The organism is Actinomadura madurae (genome assembly GCF_047130825.1).
GTDB classification, from domain to species: domain Bacteria; phylum Actinomycetota; class Actinomycetes; order Streptosporangiales; family Streptosporangiaceae; genus Spirillospora; species Spirillospora madurae.
This window is the reverse complement of the sequence record NZ_CP083237.1, coordinates 2,960,415-2,980,891: the sequence shown is the minus strand read 5'-3', so window position 1 is coordinate 2,980,891 and position 20,477 is coordinate 2,960,415. Positions and strand designations below refer to the sequence as shown.

General features: G+C 73.1%; 17 protein-coding genes. 5 read left to right on the top strand and 12 right to left on the bottom strand.

Annotated elements, in window-relative coordinates:
* Window positions 1-5 precede the first annotated feature (5 nt).
* Together K8Z49_RS13435 and K8Z49_RS13430 are read right to left on the bottom strand one after the other, a co-directional pair.
* A complete protein-coding gene (locus K8Z49_RS13435) occupies window positions 6-1,289 on the bottom strand; it encodes an ABC transporter substrate-binding protein (RefSeq protein WP_021599743.1) in 1,284 nt (427 codons plus the stop codon).
* Entirely contained in the window at window positions 1,286-2,569 is a 1,284-nt protein-coding gene (locus K8Z49_RS13430; protein ID WP_412519022.1) for a Gfo/Idh/MocA family protein, read from the bottom strand. The genes K8Z49_RS13435 and K8Z49_RS13430 overlap by 4 nt, the downstream gene beginning before the upstream one ends.
* A 126-nt stretch (window positions 2,570-2,695) precedes the next feature.
* Here K8Z49_RS13430 and K8Z49_RS13425 point away from each other — a divergent pair, with 126 nt between their 5' ends.
* The 4 genes from K8Z49_RS13425 to K8Z49_RS13410 all read left to right on the top strand — a co-directional run bounded on the left by K8Z49_RS13425 (window position 2,696) and on the right by K8Z49_RS13410 (window position 8,480).
* Window positions 2,696-3,895, top strand: a complete 1,200-nt coding sequence (locus K8Z49_RS13425) for an ROK family protein (protein ID WP_412519020.1) — start codon at window positions 2,696-2,698, stop codon at window positions 3,893-3,895.
* 175 nt (window positions 3,896-4,070) lie between these two features.
* Window positions 4,071-7,802 (top strand): glycoside hydrolase family 2 TIM barrel-domain containing protein, encoded by a 3,732-nt coding sequence (locus tag K8Z49_RS13420; RefSeq protein ID WP_412521052.1) that lies wholly within the window; start codon window positions 4,071-4,073, stop codon window positions 7,800-7,802.
* A gap of 79 nt (window positions 7,803-7,881) precedes the next feature.
* On the top strand, window positions 7,882-8,193 hold the full coding sequence (locus tag K8Z49_RS13415) for a hypothetical protein (protein ID WP_021599027.1): 312 nt from the start codon (window positions 7,882-7,884) through the stop codon (window positions 8,191-8,193).
* Window positions 8,190-8,480: a hypothetical protein gene (locus tag K8Z49_RS13410; protein WP_250356754.1), complete on the top strand. Its 291-nt coding sequence runs from the start codon at window positions 8,190-8,192 to the stop codon at window positions 8,478-8,480. The genes K8Z49_RS13415 and K8Z49_RS13410 overlap by 4 nt, the downstream gene beginning before the upstream one ends.
* 15 nt (window positions 8,481-8,495) lie before the next feature.
* On the opposite strand, the gene K8Z49_RS13405 is transcribed toward K8Z49_RS13410, so the two are convergent.
* The 10 genes from K8Z49_RS13405 to pdhA form a co-directional block, all read right to left on the bottom strand.
* Entirely contained in the window at window positions 8,496-9,605 is a 1,110-nt protein-coding gene (locus K8Z49_RS13405) for an AAA family ATPase (protein WP_412519017.1), read from the bottom strand.
* 14 nt (window positions 9,606-9,619) lie between these two features.
* On the bottom strand, window positions 9,620-10,270 hold the full coding sequence (gene pnuC / locus K8Z49_RS13400; RefSeq protein ID WP_075020254.1) for a nicotinamide riboside transporter PnuC: 651 nt from the start codon (window positions 10,268-10,270) through the stop codon (window positions 9,620-9,622).
* 40 nt (window positions 10,271-10,310) lie between these two features.
* Window positions 10,311-11,045, bottom strand: coding sequence for an anti-sigma factor (locus K8Z49_RS13395; protein ID WP_024935060.1), 735 nt, complete (start codon window positions 11,043-11,045; stop codon window positions 10,311-10,313).
* A complete protein-coding gene (sigK, locus tag K8Z49_RS13390) occupies window positions 11,042-11,653 on the bottom strand; it encodes an ECF RNA polymerase sigma factor SigK (protein ID WP_075020255.1) in 612 nt (203 codons plus the stop codon). The genes K8Z49_RS13395 and sigK overlap by 4 nt, the downstream gene beginning before the upstream one ends.
* A 65-nt stretch (window positions 11,654-11,718) precedes the next feature.
* Window positions 11,719-13,113, bottom strand: a complete 1,395-nt coding sequence (locus K8Z49_RS13385) for a hypothetical protein (protein WP_075020256.1) — start codon at window positions 13,111-13,113, stop codon at window positions 11,719-11,721.
* Window positions 13,110-14,420, bottom strand: a complete 1,311-nt coding sequence (locus K8Z49_RS13380; RefSeq protein WP_412519013.1) for a hypothetical protein — start codon at window positions 14,418-14,420, stop codon at window positions 13,110-13,112. Before K8Z49_RS13380 ends, K8Z49_RS13385 begins: the two co-directional genes overlap by 4 nt.
* 8 nt (window positions 14,421-14,428) lie before the next feature.
* Window positions 14,429-15,985, bottom strand: coding sequence for a DUF4331 domain-containing protein (locus tag K8Z49_RS13375; RefSeq protein ID WP_075020258.1), 1,557 nt, complete (start codon window positions 15,983-15,985; stop codon window positions 14,429-14,431).
* A gap of 243 nt (window positions 15,986-16,228) precedes the next feature.
* Window positions 16,229-17,491 (bottom strand): dihydrolipoamide acetyltransferase family protein, encoded by a 1,263-nt coding sequence (locus K8Z49_RS13370; protein WP_412519011.1) that lies wholly within the window; start codon window positions 17,489-17,491, stop codon window positions 16,229-16,231.
* A complete protein-coding gene (locus K8Z49_RS13365) occupies window positions 17,488-18,504 on the bottom strand; it encodes an alpha-ketoacid dehydrogenase subunit beta (protein WP_412519009.1) in 1,017 nt (338 codons plus the stop codon). Before K8Z49_RS13365 ends, K8Z49_RS13370 begins: the two co-directional genes overlap by 4 nt.
* Window positions 18,505-18,515: 11 nt before the next feature.
* Complete coding sequence (pdhA, locus tag K8Z49_RS13360) at window positions 18,516-19,619, bottom strand: pyruvate dehydrogenase (acetyl-transferring) E1 component subunit alpha (RefSeq protein ID WP_021598759.1); 1,104 nt, start codon at window positions 19,617-19,619, stop codon at window positions 18,516-18,518.
* Between the two features lie 208 nt (window positions 19,620-19,827).
* Here pdhA and K8Z49_RS13355 point away from each other — a divergent pair, with 208 nt between their 5' ends.
* Window positions 19,828-20,460, top strand: a complete 633-nt coding sequence (locus K8Z49_RS13355) for a GntR family transcriptional regulator (protein WP_021598760.1) — start codon at window positions 19,828-19,830, stop codon at window positions 20,458-20,460.
* Window positions 20,461-20,477: the final 17 nt, after the last annotated feature.

Here is a 20,477-nt window from a genome sequence, read left to right as displayed (position 1 = left end):
GCCGGTCAGTCGGCCAGCGCCGCCAACGCCTTCTGGAGATCCTCCGCCGCCTGGGCGACCGGCTTCTTCCCGGTGACGGCCGCGGTGACGTGCTCCTGGATGGCCGTGCTGACCTCGTTGTACCGGACGACCACCGGCCGCGGCTTCGCCTTGTCCATGCCCTCCTTCAGCACCGGCAGGTACGGGTACTTCTCGATCATCTCGGGCTGGGTGTAGAGGGCGGCCAGGGAGAGCGGGAACGACTGCGCGCGGCCGTATTCGTTCTGGACCTCCGGGCTGACGATGTGGGCGATGAAGTCGCGCGCGGTCGCCTGGTGCTCGGAGAACGCCGACACGGCCAGGTTGTTGCCGCCGAGGGTGCCTGAGCCAAGCCCGTCCTTGCCCGGGATGGGGGCGACGCCGAACTTGCCGGCGACCTTCGAGCCGTCCTTCTCGGACGCGAGCGCGTACACGTAGGCCCAGTTGCGGTGGAAGAGGAGGTCGCCTTCCTGGAAGGCGCGGCGGCCCTCTTCCTCCTTGTAGGTGATGGCCTTCTCGGGGATTGTGCCGTTCTCGAAGCCGTCCACGAGGAACTGGAGACCCGCCTTGGCCTGCGGGGTGTTCACCCGCGGCTCGCCCGACGCGTCGAAGACCTCGCCGCCCGCCGATTGGACGGCCTCGGAGTAGTTGACGGTCAGCCCCTCGTACTTGCCGAACTGGCCCGCGTAGCAGCCGATGCCCTTGCCCTCCGGGGTCTTCTGCACCTTGGCGCAGTCATCGGTCAGCTCGGCCCATGTCTTCGGCGGGTTCTCGATGCCGGCCTTGGAGAGGAGGTCTTCCCGGTAGTAGAGGACGCCGGTGCCGGTCAGCCACGGCGCCGCGTACAGCTTCCCCCGGTACTTGCCGGTCTCCAGTGCCGCCGGGACGAAGGAGGAGGTGTCGAGCAGGCCGTCCGGCAGCGGGAGGACCCAGCGGCGCGCGGCGAACTCCGCCGTCCACACCGCGTCCAGCCGGACGACGTCGTAGGCGTCCGACTTGATCTGCATGTTCTGGACGAGCTGCTGGCGCGCCTGGTCGCCGTCCTCGGGCAGTTCCACGAGCCGGACCCGCTCCTTGGGGTGCCGGTCGTTCCACGCGGCGACGAGCCTCTGGACGGTCTGGGTGAGGTCCTTGCCGGTGGCGACGGTGATCGGGCCGCGGCCGTCGTTGCTCGCGGGCGCGCCCGAGCCGCCGGAGTCGCCGCAGGCGCCCAGGGCGAGGGTCAGGGACAGCGCCGCCGCGGCTCCGCACCACAGGGGTCTGGTCGTCATGGGCGCACCGTGCCTTTCGCGGGGGTGGGGTCGCGGGCGAGGCCGACGACCGTGCCGGCCAGCCGCGCCCGCTCGGCGGCCCAGACGACGCGGTGCGAGGCGAGGCTCTCCCGGGGGCCGGAGCTGAGCGGGGCCGGGTCGCCGCCGGCCAGCGCGGCGGCGAAGGCGTCGGCGAGCGCGTCGTCGGCGTGGTCGTGCCGGCCGTCCGGGGACGCCTCGCCGGGCTCGACGGTCTCCAGCTCCCCGGTGACGAAGTCGCGGACCGAGATGCGCACGCCGTCCCCCTCCAGGCAGCCGGACGTGCCGAAGACGCGCGTCTGGCGCTGGGCGGCCGGGGAGAACGCGGTCATGGTGAACACGCCCGTCGCCCCGGACGGGAACTCCATGTTCACCACCTGGTGGTCGACCACGTCGTTGTCGCAGGCGTAGACGCAGCGCCCGTACGGGCCCTCGCGCAGCGCCCGCAGGACGCCCTTCTCGGTGCGGTCGTCGGTGACCGCACCGAGCGGCCAGGCCTCGCGGCCGGGGTCGCCCAGGCACGACAGGTACAGGCGCGTCGCGGAGTAGGGGCAGCGCGGCTCGACCGCGCAGTCGACGCAGCGGGCGGCGGCGCCGGGCGGCCGGTTCTCCGGACGGAAATGCGACAGCCGCCCGAACGAGGACACTCGCGCCGGGATCTCGCCCATCACGTGGATCAGCCAGTCGACGTCGTGGACCGACTTGGTCATCAGCATCGGCCCGGACTCGTCCGCGCGCCGCCAGTTCCCGCGTACGTAGGAGTGGGCGTGGTGCCACCAGCCGACCGGTTCGAGGTGCTGGACGCTGATCGGGGCGCCGATCCGGCCGTCCTCGATCAGGCCGGCGAGGGCGCGCGTGTAAGCGGTGTACCGCAGCACGTGGCAGACGGCGAGCATCACCCCGGCGCGCTCGACGGCCTCCACGATGCGCAGCGCGTCGGCCTCGGACGTCGCCATCGGCTTCTCCAGCAGGACGTGGCAGCCGAGGCCGGCGAACCGGATCGCGGGCTCGGCGTGCTCGGCGTCCTGCGTCGCGATGATCACGCCGTCGGCGACGCGGCCGGCGGCGGCCATCTCCCGCCAGCCGGCGAACGCGCGCTCCGGCGCGATGCCGTGCTCGGCCGCGAACCGGGCGCGCCGCGCGGGGTCGGGCTCGGCGACCGCGACGACCCGGGCGGCGCCGGTGTCGCGGATCCGCGCGGCGTACCCGCGGCCGCGCAGTCCGGCTCCGGCCACGGCGATCGCGGGCCCCGTCTCGTGCATCGAGTGACCTCTCCTGACCTGGGTATTCTGGGCGCCACCGGGCCCGGCACCGGTATTACGCAAGTACCTTTCATAAGTAGGTTGGCAATAATGTCGTCCGTCCGCCGATCGCTGTCAAGGGGTGCCGTGCCGCAACACTCTCTCCACGGGGGCGACCCCTCGGTGCTCCGCCGCCTCAACTCGGCCGCGACCCTGCGCGCGCTGCGCGACGGCGGCGAGGCCACCCTGTCGGAGCTGGCCCGCCGGGTCGAGCTGTCCCGGCCGACGACCGAGGGCGTCCTCGGCGGGCTGATCGCCCGCGGCCTCGTCACCGAGGACGCGCCGCGGCCCGGCGCCGGGCTCGGCCGCCCCGCCCGCCGCTACCGGTTCCGCGCCGAGGCCGGCCACGCCCTCGGCATCGACATCGACGCGCACCGGGTGCGGCTGCTCGTCGCCGACCTCTCCGGCGACGTCGCCGACGGCCACAGCGCCGTGCTGGACGCGCAGGCCCCGCCCGGCGAGCGGATCGCGGCGGTGCGCGCCGCGGTCCGGACGTGCCTGGCCGCCGCGCGGATCGACCGGCGGTCGCTGTGGGCGGTCGCCGCGGGAACCCCCGGCGTCGTCGCCCCCGACGGGACGGTCACGTCCTGCACGGTCGTGCCCGGCTGGGAGGGCGTCCACCTGGCGCGCGAGCTCGGCCGCTCGTTCTCCTGCCCGGTCCTCGCCGAGAACGACGCGAACCTCGCCGCGATGGCCGAGCGGTGGCGCGGCGCCGCCCGCGACGCCGACGACGTCGTCTGCGTCCACGCGGCCCTGCACACCGGCATGGGGGCGCTCATCGGAGGGCGGCTGCACCGCGGCCGCTGGGGCGCCGCCGGTGAGATCGGCGTCCTGGACGAGCTGGGCCTGCAGGGCACCACCGAGACGCTGGTGCGGGGCACCCCGCCCGGCCCGGCCTTCCAGCGGGCGGAGGAGGTCCTGGACGCGGCGCTGGGCGGTTCCCCCGAGGCGACGGCCGTGGTGGAGGGGCTCGCCGGACGCATGTCGCGCGGCATCGCGGCGATGGCCCTCGCCCTCGACCCCGAGATGGTCGTCGTCGGCGGCCCGCTGATCGGGCCCGGCTCCCCGCTCGTGGCGGAGCTGCGCCGGCGGGTCCGGCCGCTGTGCCTGAGCCCCGTCCGCATCGAGGCGTCCGAGCTCGGGGACGAGTCGGTCGCCCTCGGCGCCGTCCGGCTCGCCCTGGACCGGATCGACGAGGACCTCTTCCGCCTCGACCGGCGCCCCGACCCGGACGGCGAGGCGGTCTTCGGCGAGGACCGCCAAGCACGGCCGTCCCCGCTGTCATGAAACGCCACACCTGACGCGATGCGTTGACCGCGGCCTGACACGCACCTAGCGTCCCAGACGTAGGTGATCGAGATACGGGTGTCGTCAGGGGGCCTGCCCGCGAGGAGGCGCCGCGCCGATGACCGCGTTCCCCCGACTCCGTGCCCGCGGCCGACATGATCGTCACGTGTACCGCATGCTCGTGGTGTGCCTCGCGGTGCCGGCGCTCGTGGTGTCGGCGCTCCAGGGCCTCGCCGCCGCCCAGCCCGGATCCGCGCCGCCCTCCGACGTCTACACCTACCTGGACGATCCCGAGATGGTGGGGGAGGGGCAGGAGGCCCCGCACGCCGTCCTGCGGCCCTACGAGGACGCCCGACAGGCGGCCGGCGGGAAGGCTTCGCACTGGACGAGATCGCTGGACGGCGACTGGCGCTTCGCTCTCGCCGACCGTCCCGCCGAGGTGCCGTCGGGTTTCTACGAGCAGGGCTACGACACGTCCGACTGGCGCAGGGTGAAGGTGCCGCACACGTGGCAGAGCGACCGGCTCGACCACCCCATGTTCCGCAACATCCCGACCGAGGTGTGGCCGGACGACCCGCCGAAGACGCCCCGCGACATCAACCCGACCGGCGCGTACGTCAAGACGCTGAACGTGCCGGGGAACTGGGACGGACGCCGGACGTTCCTCCGCTTCGAAGGCGTCGTCAGCGCGTACTTCGTGTGGGTGAACGGCAGGTACGCCGGCTACGACCAGGGCGGCTACACGCCCGCCGAGTTCGACGTCACCGACCTCGTGCACAAGGGCGCCAACACGGTCGCCGTCCAGGTGCACCGCTGGAGCTCCGGCTCCTACATGGAGGACGTCGACCAGTGGCGGTACAGCGGCATCTTCCGTTCCGTGTGGGCGTACTCCACGCCGAAGACGTACCTGCGTGACGCCACCATCACCACCGACCTGGACGGCGCCTACCGCAACGCCACGCTGAACGTCGGCCTCGTCGTGGGCAGCCGGGGCGGTCCCCAGGGCGAGCACACCGTCCGCGCCACCCTGGTCGATCCCGAGGGCCGGACGGTGCAGCGCTTCTCCGGCAGGACGTCCGTCACGGGCGACGGGACGTCCGTGCGGCTGACCGCACCGGTGACGAACCCGTCGAAATGGACGGACGAGACGCCGAACGTGTACACGCTCGTCCTCGAACTCGCCGACGCGCGGGGCCGCGTCGTCCACACCACGGCCGAGACCCTCGGCTTCCGCGAGATCGAGGTGAAGGACCGGCAGGTCCTCGTCAACGGGAAGCGCATCCTCATCAAGGGCGTGAACCGGCCCGAGACCGATCCCGACACCGGACGGCACCAGACCCGCGCCCGCATGGAGTCGGACGTGGCGTTGATGAAGCGGTTCAACCTCAACGCCGTCCGGACCGCGCACTACCCGTCCGACCCCTACCTGTACGAGCTGGCCGACCGGCGCGGCCTGTGGGTCGACGACGAGGTCGACATCGAGACCCACAACTGGGAGGACTGCGGCCGGACCGGGGACCAGGACTGCCTCGCCGACCGCCCCGAGTGGCAGAAGCCGTTCCTCGACCGGTTCAAGGCGATGCTGGCGCGCGACAAGAACCACCCGAGCGTCCTCATGTGGGACACCGGGAACGAGGCCGGGCTCGGCGCCGCCCACTACAAGATGGCCGACCACGCGCGCGCCACCGACCCGACCCGCCCGCTGTACCACCAGTCGAACAGCCCGGACGGCGACGCGCCGTTCGCGGACGTGTGGGGGCCGCGCTACCCGACGCCCGCGCGCCTGGAGGCGCAGTCCGCCGCCACCACGAAGCCGATCATCATGGGCGAGTACGCCCACGCGATGGGCAACAGCCTCGGCAACTTCCGCGAGTTCTGGGAGGTGATCCGCCGGCATCCGCAGACGCAGGGCGGGTTCATCTGGGACTGGGCCGAGGGCAATCCGCGGCACCCGCTCATCACCACGCCCGACGGTTCCGGCAACGGCATCCGGGCCTGGCTGCAGGGCCTGCCGAAGACCGTGGACGGCCACCGCGGCAAGGCCCTCTACTTCTCGGGCCTGGACGACTTCGTCGAGGTCTACCGCGACCGCCGCTTCGACCTCACCGGCACGTCCGTCACGCTGGACTCGTGGGTGAAGCCCGCCCGGCCGTGGACGGGCGACTTCACCATCATGGGGAAGGGCGACCACTCGTACGCGCTGAAGATGTCGAACGAGAACACGCTGGAGTTCTTCGTCCACAGCGGCACGTGGCGGACGGTCCGGGCGCCCGTCCCGGCGAACTGGTACGACACGTGGCACCGGGTCACCGGGACCTACGACGGGACGGCGATCCGGCTGTACGTCGACGGCCGCGAGGCAGCGTCCGTGCCGTTCACAGGGAAGATCGACCGGTCGTCCGGGGACGTCAACATCGCCCGCAACTCCGAGACCATGCAGGACGGCTACCGGGGGCGGATGGCGCACGGCACGATCGACGAGGTCCGCATCTACGGCCGCGCGCTCACGGCGGACGAGCTGGGGTCGGGCGCCGACCCGAAGAAGGACGCCATCCTCGCCCTGGACTTCGACCGCTTCGACACCAGGGGCTCGTTCCTGTCGAGCGGCGAGAGCCTGTCCGGGGATGACGGGCTCGTCGGCTCCGACCGGTACGTCCAGCCGGAGACGGCCCAGCTGACGTGGGTGCAGTCGCCGTTCCGCGTGACCCGGGCCGGTGACGGGACGGTGTCCGTCTCCAGCGAGCGGGTCTTCGCCACGAGCCCCGTCCAGATGCGCTGGCGGTACACCGAGGGCGGCCGGACGCTCTCCTCGGGCAGGTCGTCGGTGAAACTGCCGCCTGGTGGCTCAAGCGAAGTGGAAATCCCCGCGCCTCCCACCAATCCGTCGAATGCCGAACGGTGGCTGACGGTGGAGGCCGTGGAGAATGGCCGCGTGACAGGATTCGGCCAATTCTCGGTGGGCGGCACGGAGGTCCCCGGAATAAAGAAGAAATCCACCGGCGAAGTGAAGAGCGAAGACAACGGAAAGGAAATCATCGTCACCGGCAAGGGTTTCCGGTACGTCTTCGACAAGGCCAAGGGCACGATGACGTCCATGCGCGCCGGCGGGCGGGAACTGCTCCGCACCGGACCGGAACTCGACGTGTGGCGTCCCCCGATCAGCAACGAGACCTACACCTGGGGGCGCGCCGAGGGCGAGGACTGGCGCGGGCTCGGCCTCGACCGGCTCGCCACCACACCGACCGGCGTCACCGTCACCGGCGGCGAGCGCGTGACGGTCGAGATCGCCGCGAGGACGGCCGCGCCCGACCATCCCGACGCCTGGTTCGACCAGACCGCCACCTATGCCGTCGACGGCGCCGGACGGATCGAGCTGACGCATCAGGTCGTCCCGCAAGGCCAGGTCAGAAGCCTGCCCTACCTGGCCCGCGTCGGCTACACGCTCAAGGTGCCCGACCGGTACAAGCGGTTCGCCTGGTACGGGCGCGGCCCCGTCGGCAACTACAACGACCGCAAGGACGGCACGCCCATGGGGGTGTGGTCGTCCACGGTCGACGAGCAGTACGTCTCGTACTACCGGCCCCAGGACTACGGCAACCACGACGACGTCCGCTGGACGATGCTGACCGACGGCCGCTCCGGTCTGCTGGCCGCCGGGCTGGACGGAACCATCGAGGCGAGCGTCACGCCGTACGACGACCTCGACCGCGCGCTCTACCCCTTCGCCCGCGTACGGAACCCAGGCTGGAACACCCTCCATATCGACCACTCGGTCACCGGAGTGGGCGACACGCCCAACCCGGTCCGGCCCGAATACCAGACCCGTCCGGATCGCACTTATACCTACAAGACGCTTTTGTCTCCTCTCACGCCGGCGGAGATCAATACGCTGCGTGCCGCGAAATGACGCTCCGTCCTGTCGGTGGGGCGCTGTAGGGTCCCCGTGTACGGGTGAGCGGGGACCGAACAAGACGGACGGGAGAGACATGAGCGCAGAACCACTCGAACCGCCCCTGCCGACCCCCGGGCAGGTCCACCGGGTCCCGAGGACGATCAAGGGCATCGCCGAATGGCTGCCCGAGGAGAAGGAGGCCCAGTTCCTCCGCGAGGTCATGGACGCGAAGATCGGGCCCGAGCTGACGAACCTGCTCGCCGGCTGGCACGCCGAAGCCATGTTCGGCCAGGTGCCCGGCAGGGAGGAGCGCCGCGCGAGGACGATCGAGGAGATGAGGGCGGGGAGGAAGGTCTCCCTGGAAGAGATCAAGGCCGGGCGCCGGTTCCGAAGCGGGAACGTGTGACCGCTGCCAAGAGCGGCTGGACGGTCTTCTGTTCCGAGACGGCGGGGGCGATCCTTCACTCCTCGCTGCCCAAGCCGATCGAGGACCGGCTCGTCGAGTACCTGTGCGAGCTGGCCTGGCAGGGCGGCGCCGCGGTCGACCTGGGGTTACCCCCGCCCGGCAAGCCGCTCGACGCGGCCGGAGTCGCCTTCGAGGTCTCGGTGGGCGACATCGACGCGTCCATCGAGTACCTGGTCCTCCGCGACATCAAGGAGTTTCACATCACCGACATCAGCTGGGCCGGATGACCGGGCGGCCAAGGGCTAAGGCTTTAGCGGCGTGTTGAAAGCCCATCCCCTGGCCAGCAGGGCGTCGGTCGCCTCCACCGCGGTGGCCAGGCGGTGGTCGTGGGGGCCGGTCACGGTGAGGTGCGGCAGGCCCCGCCTCTTGAGCTCGTCGGTGAAGCGTCCCGACATCCACAGTCTGATCGACTCGCCGTCCCGCCAGCCGTCCTGCTCGAACGGGACGCCCTCCGGATCGGTCAGGATCCACAGGTCGTGCCGGACGCGCGAGTGAACGGCCTCGACCTCGGGGGCCGGAGCGCCGAGATACCGCTCGTGCCAGAGGGCCGTGGCGAACGCGTCCGTGTCGCAGACCAGCAGCGGTGAACCCGACCGGGCCGCCGCGTCCTCCAGGGCCGCGTGGCGCTCGGCGATCCGGGTGAACTCGGCCGACTCCCACAGGAGGTCGTCCAGCCACAGCGACGGATGGCCCGACTCCCGTCGCGCGGCGGCCAGCTTCTCCTCGGTGTACGTCCGGCCGTACTCCGGCACCCACCGGGTCGCGGCCCAGACGCCGCCCCGCTCCGCGTAGTGGGCCGCGAGGGCGCGGGCCAGCGTCGTCGTCCCCGTCGACTCGGCGCCCACCACCACGACCCGGCGCGCCAGGTACGCCCGGACGGGCGGCGCGAGGAACTCCCAGTTCCCCACGGGATCGTCCCGGACGGCCGTGCCGCTGACCGGGAAGCGGCCGCGCGGCGGGTCGACCGCGACATGGACGGCGGAGAACCGCTCCGCCAGCTCCGGCCCGTACTCCTCCGAGCTGAACACCGCGTCCACCGGCGGGACGGACACGCCGAGACCCGACCGCATCGCGAGTCCCGCCCGGAACGCCATGACGTGCGTCGACCAGAGCTCGTCCGAGCCGTAGTCGATCTCGGCGTCGTCCACCACCGGGAAGACCTCCACGTGCGGCTGCGGGTGGGCCTCCCGCAGCCAGGCCGTCCGCAGCGCGAGCGGGATGCTCTCCACGGTCGACGCCGCGACCACCACGCTCACCCGCGCGCAGGCCGCCGCGGCCGTGTCGACCAGGTGCCGATGGCCGGCGTGCGGCGGATAGAACTTGCCGATGACGAGGCCGTGCGCGTACCTCATGCGGGCCGCGTCCTTCATGCGGGTACTGCCGCCGGGCTCGCGGCCTGGGAGCGCAGGTCGCGCCGCCAGGCGAGCAGCCCGAACACGCACAGGGTCAGGAAGATGACGTAGAGGGCGCTCGTGAGCTTGAGGTCCTTGTAGAAGTACAGCGGGATGTAGACGAGGTCGGCGGTGATCCAGAGCCACCACGACTCCAGCAGCTTCCGCGACTGCCCGTAGACGGCCATGAGGGAGATGGCGGTGGTCAGGGCGTCCCAGAACGGCACGGTCGAGTCCGTCCACGCCGACAGCGCCCAGGTCAGGAACGCGGTGCCCGCCGCGCCCGCCGCGACGAGGGCCGCCCACTCGCCCCGCCGCGTGCGCCGCACCTGGAGCCGGTCGCGGCCGTCCCCGCCGTACAGCCACACCCACCACCCGTACAGCTGCAGCGCGACGTAGACGACCTGCAGCCCGGAGTCGGCGTAGAGGCCGCCGTCCAGGAACACCAGCCCGAGCAGGATCACGTTGGCGATGCCGATCGGCCAGTTCAGGATGTTCTGCCGGACGACGAGCCACACGTTGACCGCGCCGGTCGCGAAGCCGAGCAGCTCCGCCCACGTGGTGGGGACATCCCCGAGATGGAAGGCGGGATCGAGCAGCGGACCCAGCGGGACGTTCACCGACATGCCCGCAATGATCACATGTCGTCAGAAGGACGACAAGTGGTCAGGTGGCGCTGAGCAGGACGAGCGGTGTCGTGGTCGGCTGCGCGGAGCCGCCGGCCGGTTCGACGGTGACGCCCAGCTTGTCCGACGGGCGCCACGTCCCGGCGACGACCGGACGGCTCCGGTCGCCCGGGAGCAGGCCCGCCGAGCGGGGACCGGCCGCGTCGATCAGCCACAGCTGGTACGCCTGCGAGGACGGCAGCGTCCGCAGCCCCGAGGACGCCACGACCACCCGGCCGCGCGACGCGGACGCCACGATCGTCACCGTCCCGCCGCCCGCGGCCCGGCCCGTAGCCGACCGCGCGTCGGGCGCCGACAGCACGGACGCCACGTCCCGGTAGGCGGCCTCCGACCGCTCCACCTTCTGCCGCTCGTTGATCGCCACCCCGACCGACGCCGCCGTCACCAGGCACGCCGCGGCGGCGAGCCCGGCGGCGGCCGCGCGGCGCCATCGCCGCGGCCGGAGCGGCCGCACGGCGGCCTCCCGGCGCGCCGGGGCGGGCGGCAGCTGCCGGACGTTGCGGATGTCGGCCATGACCTGGGCGCGCAGCCGCGGCGGGGGCGCCTCGGCGACCGCCATTCCCAGCCGGGCCGTCGTCGCCCGGAACTCGCGCAGCTCGGTCTCGCAGGTCTCGCACCCGGCGAGATGCGACTCGAACAGCCGCCGCTCCTCCGCGTCGTCGATCGCGTCTAGCGCGTACGCGCCGGCGAGGGCGTGCAGGTCGTACGCCGTCATCGTTCCACCCCCAGGCAGTCGCGCAGGCGGATGATGCCGTCGCGCATCCGGGTCCGCACCGTGTTCGGCGGGGCCCCGACCAGCTCGGCGACCTCGCGGTAGGAGTGCCCGCCGTAGTAGGCGAGCGTCACCGACTCGCGCTGCAGGTGCGTCAGCGTGCCGAGGCAGCGCCGCACCCGCTCGTGCTCCAGCCGCGCCTCGACCCGCTCGCCCACCGGGTCGTGCGCGGTGCCCGCCCCGTGGTGGGCGGCGGGGTGTTCGGCGGGGTGGCCGGCCCGCGCCTCGCGGTCGCCCGCGGCCTGCTCGCGCCGCACCCGGTCCACGGCCCGGCGGTGCGCGATCGTCATGATCCACGCCATGGCGCCGCCGCGGCCGGGGTCGTACCGGGTCGCGGACCGCCACACCTCGATCATCACTTCCTGCGTCACCTCCTCCGCCATCGCCGGATCGCGGATCACCCGCCGCACCAGGCCGTACACGGGAGCCGCCACCACGTCGTACAGCAGCTCGAACGCGCGCTCGTCGCCGCGGGCCGTCCGGCCCAGCAGCGCGTCCACGTCGTGCCCGGCCACCGTCCCGTCGTCCGGCGGTCTCGTCTCAGGCGGCATGCGGCGCTCCCCTCGGTAGGCCGTCCGTCCGGCACTACGCATCCGGGGCCGCCTCGGATCGAACATCACGGCACCAGGCTGCGCAACGTCAGCCCCAGCCCGAGGACGACGACCGTCGCGGACGTTCCTATCGGCATCATTCCGGTTGGGAGCCGCGGCCGCATGGCCGGAATGCGCCGCGCCAGGGCGCGCCCGGAGCCGAGGACGAGCAGCCCGACCGACACCAGGGCGGCGGCCAGGCCGAGCCCGTACGCCAGGACGAGGACGACCCCGAACCAGGCCCGGCCGATCGCCGCCCCGCCGACCAGCACCACCACGGCGGACGGGCTCGGGACCATGCCGCCCGCCAGTCCCATCAGCACGACCCCGCCCCGCCGCGAAGACGCGTGCCCGTGGCCGTGCCCATGCCCATGCCCATGCCCATGGCCATGTCCGTGGCCGTGCCCATGCCCGTGGGCGTGGCGGCGGTTGCGCAGCGCGCGGCGCAGCAGCAGCGCCCCGGCGGCCGTCACGAGGACCCCGCCGGCCGCGCCGAGCCAGGGGAACAGGGTCTCGGGCGCGAGGAGCGTCCCGGTCGTCACGAGCAGGCCGAGCGCGAGCACCCCGGCCGTGTGGGTGAGCGTGACCGTCAGGCCGAGGGTGAGGACGTCCCGGGTCCGCCGCCGCCCCGTCCCGATGGCGTGCGCCGCCATGATCGTCTTGCCGTGGCCGGGGGCGAGCGCGTGCAGGGCGCCGAGCACCAGCGCGATGAGGAACGCGAGCGCGGCGAAGCCGGGCGTGAGGTCGTGCCGGGCGACCAGGGACGTGAACCGCTGGGTGAGCCCGTCCGTGCCGCGGGGCAGCAGCCGCTCGGCGCCGCCGCCGGACGCCGGGGCGGCGAGCGGCGGCCCGCCCGCCCGCACGTCCAGGGTCGCCGACCGCTGGTCGAGCGGCGAGCTGAGCATGCCGTCCGGGTAGGCGGTGAGGCGCCGGCTGCGGGACGCCTCCGGCACGTCGGACGCCGCCGGCGTCATCCGGTCGCCGCGCGCGGTGATCTCCCGCCAGCCGATCCGGCCGTCCGCGCCGCCGCCGCGGAAGGTGATCTTCCCCGGCCCGGCGGGCGCGGTGAGCCGGCATTCGAGCCGCAGCGTCGGCAGTCCCGCCTGGCCGCGCGGCGCGGAGGCGGTCGCGGACGCGACGGACGCGGTGACCGCGCGCCCGTCCACCGCGATGCGCAGCGACGACGCCGCCCGCCCGCAGGCGCCGCGCGCCCAGGCCGACAGCTCGCCGCCCGACGGGCGCCCGTCATGGTCGGTGTCGATCGCCGGCATCGCCTGCGCGGCGGGGATCTCGGCGTGGTCCTCCACGTGGTCGATCCGCAGCTCGTGCGGGGCGGCGACCAGCCCGTCGTAGTGGTTGACGGTGAAGTTCCCCAGCGGATGCGCGGCGATCAGCCCGGCCGCCAGCAGTGAACCGATCACGGGGTCCCTCCCAGGTCTTCCAGAGCGGCCTTGGCGCGGGGCGCCCACAGCGGCGAGAACCGCGGGTTGCCGCGCAGCGCATCGGCCAGGTCGCGGCGGGCGTCGGCGCGCTTCCCGAGCGCCTTCTCGATGGCGCCGAGGTGGTAGCGGAACTGCGCGCGGCGGTACCCGGTCGCCGTCGCCTGCCGGGCGTAGCGGAGGGCCTCCTCGTCCCGCCCGTTGACGTGCAGGGCCCAGGCCAGCGCGTCCGCCGCGTGCACGCTGCACTGCCGGACGCCGGGGTCCGGGCAGCGGCGCTCGTACTCGGCCCTCGCCGCCCGCAGCGCCGCCTTCGGGTCGCCGTGGTCGCTCTCGGACAGCGCGGTCTCCAGGTCGGCGTCGACCCCGTTGGCCTCGGCGATCCGCGCCCACGCCGTGGCGACGGCGTACTGCCGCTTCGCCTCGTCCGGGCGGCCGGAGGCCTCCAGCAGCTCCCCGTACTCGGTCAGGTACTGCGGCAGCGGCAGCCGGCGGACGATCTCGGCCCGCTCGGCGAGCGCGCCGGCCGTGTCGCCCCGCGCGGCCTTGACACGGGCCTGGCCGTCCAGGGCGGGCAGGTAGCCGGGGGAGAGGCGGAGGGCCTCGGCGTATTCGCGTCCCGCCCGGCCGAGGTCGCCGTCGTTCCAGGCCAGCTCGCCGAGCTGTGTCGCGATGTAGGCGAGGTCGCCGGGGTCGGTCGCCGACGAGCGCGCCAGCCCGAGGACGCGCCGCGCCTCCCGCACCTCCCCGCGCAGCTCCCGCACGTACGCGAGCCGCGTGAAGATCGGCACGCCGGGCCGGACGGTGTCCGCGCGGCGGGCCGCGGCCAGCGCGACGTCGTAGCGGCCGAGCTCGACCAGCGCGTCCACCCGGACGGCCGCGGACTTCTGCCCGTGCGGGTTCGCCTTGAGCGCCTGGTCCGCGTACCGCAGCGCCCCGTGGAAGTCGTGCCGCGCCGCCGCGAGGGCGCCGAGCCCGGCCAGCGCACCGTCGTTGCCGGGAGCCTCCCGCAGCGAGCGGCGCAGCACCTCGTCCGCCTTCGGGTAGTAGGCCGGGTCGGCGGTGAGCCGGGCCTGCTCCACGTACGCGATCCCGAGCGCCGCCCATGCCGCGGCGTCATGCGGCTGCTCGCGCACGCGTTCCTGCAGGCCGGCGATTCCGGAGGCCGGGGCCCCGGCGGGGGCCGCCGCGGCGGGCCGCTCGGACGGGCGGCCGAACGCGACCGCCGATCCGAGCGTGAGCGCCGCGACGAGCCCGGCCACCGAGGCCCCGGTGAGAAGGGGACGCATCGGCTCGCTTACCGTCCCATCCCGGGAAGCCGGCGCCGCCACCACAGCAGCCCGCCGGTCAGCAGGAACGCGCCCGCGCCCGCCAGCGCCGCGGTGGGCAGCAGCGGGATCATCCCGCCGTCGTCGTCCGACCCGGCGGTGCTGTCGGTCGCGCCCGCGTTGAGCAGGGTCACGGTCTCGCCGTCCTTCTTCACCGTGCCGGACGCCTTCGCCCCGGTCTTCTTCGGGCCGCGCACGTCCGACCCCGAGTGGGGCTGCGCCACGTACGGGAACGACTTGCCGAACGCGGCGTCGTTGGTGTTGACCGCGTCGCCGAGGTCGTTCTTCTTGCCGAGCAGCTCGCCCTCGACGGCCTGCAGCGAGATGTCGAGGACGTCGTCGGTGAGCCGCCGCCCGTTCGGGAAGCCCGCCTTGTCGCCGCCGAGCACCCCGAGCCGGTCCGGCGTCGCGGTCGGCTTGATCGAGGTGTTCAGCCGCAGCAGCTCGGCCGGCCGGACGTTCGCCGGCTGGTTCAGCCCCGGCACGCCGGTCAGGAACGCCTGGACGAGGTCCTTGCGCGGGCCGGCCGGCGCCGGGATCTTGTAGATCTGCTCGATCAGCTTCGGCAGCTCCGGGTCGGTGACGAACTTGGCGAACTGCGCGTCGTACCACGGCACGGACGCGTTGAACGTGTCCTTCTTGCCGCGCGGGATGACCACCTCGTTCACCAGCGGGCTCCCGAGCCGCGACACCTGCGTGTGCTCGCCGGACGCGCCGAGCCGCGACACCGTCGAGTGCACCCCGATCACCGGGTCCTTGCCCTTGACGAGGTGCCGCGTCGGGATCTGCAGCGCCACCGTGTTGACGTTGTAGCCGCTCAGGGTGTCGTTGCCGACCTCCTTCAGGTTGGCCCCGTACAGCAGGTCGAACACCCGCAGGTCGAGGAAGAACGAGTCGTCGGCCTGCCCGGCGAACGACGTCACGCCGTCGCCAAGTTGCCGGGTGGCCTGGGCGCGCAGCTTCGCGTAGTCCGGCATCGACGCCTTGCCCACGTTGGACGGTGCGACCGGCGCTCCCGAGACGAGCGTGCGGGTGCTGTGCACCTGGCCGCCCACCCGCCGGATCACGGTCAGGTCGTAGGTCTGCGTGAAGTTGAGGTCGGGGTCGTCCAGGCTCGTCACCGGCCCGGTGTTGTAGAGGAAGGTGTTCGCGTTCTTCAGCCGGTCGTGGAAGCGGAACCGGTAGGTGAGGTCGGGCAGGGAGTCGCCGTCGTTGTCGACGTTCAGCTCGTAGCGGGCGTCCCGCGCGAACTTGTAGAAGTTGGGCCCGCCCGCCGGGTCCTCGAACGGGATGAAGTTCGCGATCAGCGTGGTGGTGTCCGGCTTGTCCGGACTGACGAACGCGTAGACGTCGGTGTTGTCGTACTGCGGCTGCCCGGAGATGAGCGGCGCCTCGCGGTGGCTGGACGCGGTGCCCTGCTTTGGCGCGAGCCCGGCGAACCCGCCCGCGACCAGCAGGCCCCCGGCGGCGACCAACGCGGCGACCCGCGTCCTGGACCGTGCCCCGGCTGGATGGAGTGTCGGCATCGTGGAACCCTCGCCGGTCTCCGGGTGCCCGCCGCGGCGGCGCCGTTCCGTGGCGCTGGGCTTCGGTGCCGCGACGCCGGATCGACCGGTTTCTTCGCCTTGCCCGCGGATACTTCGCGCGCCCGCCCGAAAGTGATTGGTCGCTTCCGCCCTTTGGCCGGATACGGACATCGGCGAACCCGGGACCGGCGATCTGCGTCCCCGCCGGCCGACCGCCGGCGGGGACGGGTGATGCTCTGGTCGTCAGGCCACGATGAGCAGCGGGTTCTGGAGCAGCTCGGCGAGGCGGGCGAGGAACTTCGCGGCGGTCGCGCCGTCCGTGGCGCGGTGGTCGACCGACAGGGTCACCGCCATGCGCTTGCCCGGCACGACCTGGCCGTCGCGGACCACCGGCTCGTCCCGGACCGCGCCGACGGCGAGGATCGCCGCCTCCGGCGGGTTGATCACCGCGGAGAACGAGTCGACGCCGAACATGCCGAGGTTGCTGACGCTGAACGTCCCGCCGCTCATCTCCTGCGCGGACAGCCTGCCCTCGCGGGCCTTCCCGGCCAGCTCGCGGGCCTCCCGGCCGATCTCCGAGACGCTCTTGCGGTCGGCGTCCCTGACGACCGGGACGACCAGGCCGTCCTCGACCGCCACCGCCACGCCCACGTGGATCCGCTTGTGGAAGAGGAGGTTCTCCTCGGTGTAGGAGACGTTCACCGCCGGGTGCTCGCGCAGCGCGGTCGCCGCCGCCTTCACGACCAGGTCGTTCACGCTGACCTTCGCCGGGGCGAGCGCCTCGTTCAGGGTGGCGCGGAACGCCAGCAGGGCTTCGGCGTCCACCTCGCGGTTCAGGTAGAAGTGCGGCGCCTCGCGCTTGCTCTGGCCGAGCCGCTTGGCCGCCACCTTTCGGAACCGGTTCAGCGGGACGGCCTCGACGTCCGGGTCGTCGGCCCTGCCCTGGACCGGCGGGGCCTGTACGGCCGGCGCCGGAGCGGCGGGAGCCGGAGCCGGGGCTCCGGTGCGGATCGCGGCCTCGATGTCGGCGCGGACGATGCGCCCGCCCGGTCCGGATCCGGTCAGCGTCGCCAGGTCGATGCCGTGGTCGCGGGCCAGCCGGCGCGCCAGCGGCGACGACGGCGGACGCGACGCGCCCGGAGGCCGCGGCGCCGGCGCGGGTGCCGCGGGAACCGCGGAGGGCTCGGGTTCGGCGGCGGGCGCGGGCTCCGGTTCCGCCTCGGCGGCCGGTTCGGCGGCCGGTGCAGAAGCGGCGGCGGGCTTGGCGCCGCCGACGGGGGCGATCACCGCGATGGGGGCGCCGATCGCGGCCGAGTCGCCCTCCTTCACCAGGATCTTCTCGAGCACGCCGGCCTCGTACGCCTCGTACTCCATGACGGCCTTGTCGGTCTCGATGTCGACGATGACGTCGCCGACCGCGACCTCGTCCCCCGGCTGCTTCTGCCAGGAGCTGATGACGCCCTCCTCCATCGTGTCGGAGAGGCGGGGCATGAGGATCTCGGTCATGGGGTCGGCTCCAGGATCTGGCGGCCGGTCGCGCGGAGCGTGGCGCGGACGGCGGTGAGCAGGGAGTCGGCGGACGGCAGCGCCGCCGTCTCCAGGGACTTGGCGTAGGGGAGCGGCACCTCGGCCATCGCGACCCGGCGGACCGGGGCGTCCAGCCAGTCGAACGCGCCCTCCTGGATGGTCGCGGCGATCTCGGCGCCGATGCCGTAGGTGAGCCAGTCGTCCTCGGCCACCACGGCGGAGCCGGTCCTGCGGACCGAGTCCACGATGGTCCGCCGGTCGAGCGGGCGCAGGCTGCGCAGGTCGACGACCTCGGCGGAGATCCCCTCCGCGGCGAGGGTCTCGGCGACGTCCGCGGCGACCCGTGCCATCCGCGAGTAGCCGATGATCGTGATGTCGGTGCCGGGACGGGTGACGGCGGCGCGGCCGATCTCGGCGGGCTCGATGTCCTCGACCGCGGCGGGCAGCTCGCCCTTGGTGTTGTAGAGCGCGAGGTTCTCCAGGAACAGCACCGGGTCGTCGTCCCGGATCGCGGCCTTCAGCATCGCGGACGCCTCGGCGGGCGTGCTCGGCGCGACGACCTTCAGTCCCGGGATGAACGAGTAGAACAGCTCCACGTTCTGCGAGTGGGTGGCGCCGAGCTGCTGCCCGCCGCCGCCCGGCGTGCGGATCACCATCGGCACGCTGGCCTGCCCGCCGAACATCCCGTAGATCTTCGCGGCGTGGTTGACGATCTGGTCCAGCGCCAGCAGCGAGAAGTTGATCGTCATGATCTCCACGACGGGGCGCAGGCCGAGCATGGCGGCGCCGATCGCGGCGCCGACGAAGCCCTCCTCGGCGATCGGGGTGTCCTTGACGCGGCGGGGGCCGAACTCCTTCAGCAGCCCCTCGGTGATCTTGTACGAGCCCTCGAAGAGCCCGATCTCCTCGCCCATCAGGAAGACGTTCTCGTCGCGGAGCATCTCGGCGCGGAGCGTGTCCCGGAGGGCCTGGCGGTAGGTCGCGGTTGCCATGGGGGTGCCTCTCAGGAACCGAAGACGGGGTCGGCGGGGAGCCGGCGCAGCTCGCCCGGGACCGGGGTGGCATAGGTGTAGTCGAACAGCGTGGAGACCTCGGGGGCCGGGCTGTCGTCGGCGAACGCGGCGGCGGCGTCGACCTCGGCCGTCACCTCGGCGTCCAGCGTGTCGCGGTCGTCGTGGGAGAGGATCCCGGCCTCCTCCAGCTCCAGCGCCATCCGGGCCAGCGGGTCGGCGGCCTTCAGCGCCTCCTTCTCCTCCTTGGACCGGTAGCGGGCCGGGTCGACGACCGAGTGGCCCTTCAGCCGGGGGCTGACGGTCTCCAGCAGGTACGGCTTGCTCTGCGACCGGGCGCGCTCGACGGCGGTGCGCGCGGCGTCCCGCACCGCGACGACGTCGGTGCCGTCCACCCGGGCGCTCTCCATCCGGTACGCGGCGCCGCGCCGGTACAGCTCGGGCTCGGCGGAGCTGTTCTCCACGGTGGTGCCCATGCCGAGGCCGTTGTTGATCACGACGAAGACGACCGGGAGGTCCCAGAGGCCGGCGATGTTCAGCGACTCGTGGAACGCGCCGATGGCGGTCGTCCCGTCGCCCATGTGGCACATGACGACCTCGTCGCCGCCCTTGTAGGACACGGCGAGCGCGGCGCCGGCCGCGAGCGGCACCTGGCCGCCGACGATCCCGTACCCGCCGAGCAGCCGCGCCTCGGCGTCGAACAGGTGCATCGACCCGCCCCAGCCCTTGGAGACGCCGGTCGAGCGCCCGTACAGCTCGGCCATGACGCGGTCCGCGCCGATGCCCTTCGCGAGGGCGTAACCATGCTCGCGATAGTTGGTGAACAGATAGTCGGTGGGCCGCAGCGCGGCCATCAGCCCGACGACCGTCGCCTCCTCGCCGAGGTTCAGGTGGCAGTAGCCGCCGATCTTGGCCTCGGTGTAGGCGCGGGCGGCCCGCTCCTCGAACCGCCTGATCAGCAGCATCTGCCGGTAGTAGCCGACGAGGGTGGCGGCGTCGGGCGCCTTCGGCGATCCCGCGGCGCTCTTCGGGCGGGGAGCCTTGGTGCCGCGCGCGCTCCGGCTCCGCGCCGGAGCGGCCTGGACGGTCTCAGCCATCGGCGATCTTCCCTCTGTCCGGGGCAGCGCCGTAGGATCGCCACGACGCTCCCGATCATCATTGATCTATGATCGATCATATCCGATTCTACCTCGCCGTCTGTCAAGGGTCACTTACCTCCTCCCGCGGCGGTGGACGTGGCAGAGGGCGCCGTGCCGGGGGCCCGCAACGGCGCACTTAACGACGCGCCGTCTACCATGTCATCTCGTGAACGCGCCGATCCCCGCCCAGCTCCTCCGCACCGGACTCGCCGACCAGATCCGCGAGTTCATCGTCGAGGGCATCAGCTCGGGGCGGTGGGAGCCGGGCGAGCGCATCGTCGAGCGGCGCATCGCGAGCGAGCTGGGTGTGAGCCAGGGGCCCGTCCGGGAGGCGCTGCGCCAGCTGGAGGCGCAGCGGCTGATCGAGACGCTGCCGAACCGGGGCGCCCGCGTCCGCGACTTCACCGAGCGGGACCTCGCGGAGATCTTCCCGGTCCGCGCCGGGCTGGAGCGGACCGCGGTGGAGCTGGCGCTGCCCCGCCTCGCCGGCTGCCTGGACGCGCTGGAGGAGCACAACCGCCGGCTCGGTGAGGCCGCCGGGGGCGGTGACCTGCACGAGCAGATGCGGCTCAGCATCGCCTTCCACCGCGAGATCGTCGAGTCGGCCGGGAACCGGCTGCTGGTGTCGGTCTGGGAGGGCCTCGGCATCGAGCTGTGGACGACCCTGTCCCTCCGCCTGCACCACACGGAGATCTACTCCAAGTCGGCCGAGCACGCCGAGCTGATCGAGGCGTTCCGCCGCGAGGACCCGCGGGCCCCGCAGCTCCTCCACGACCACGTCATGAACTACGCCCCGTGACCCCCACCGGACGTGGG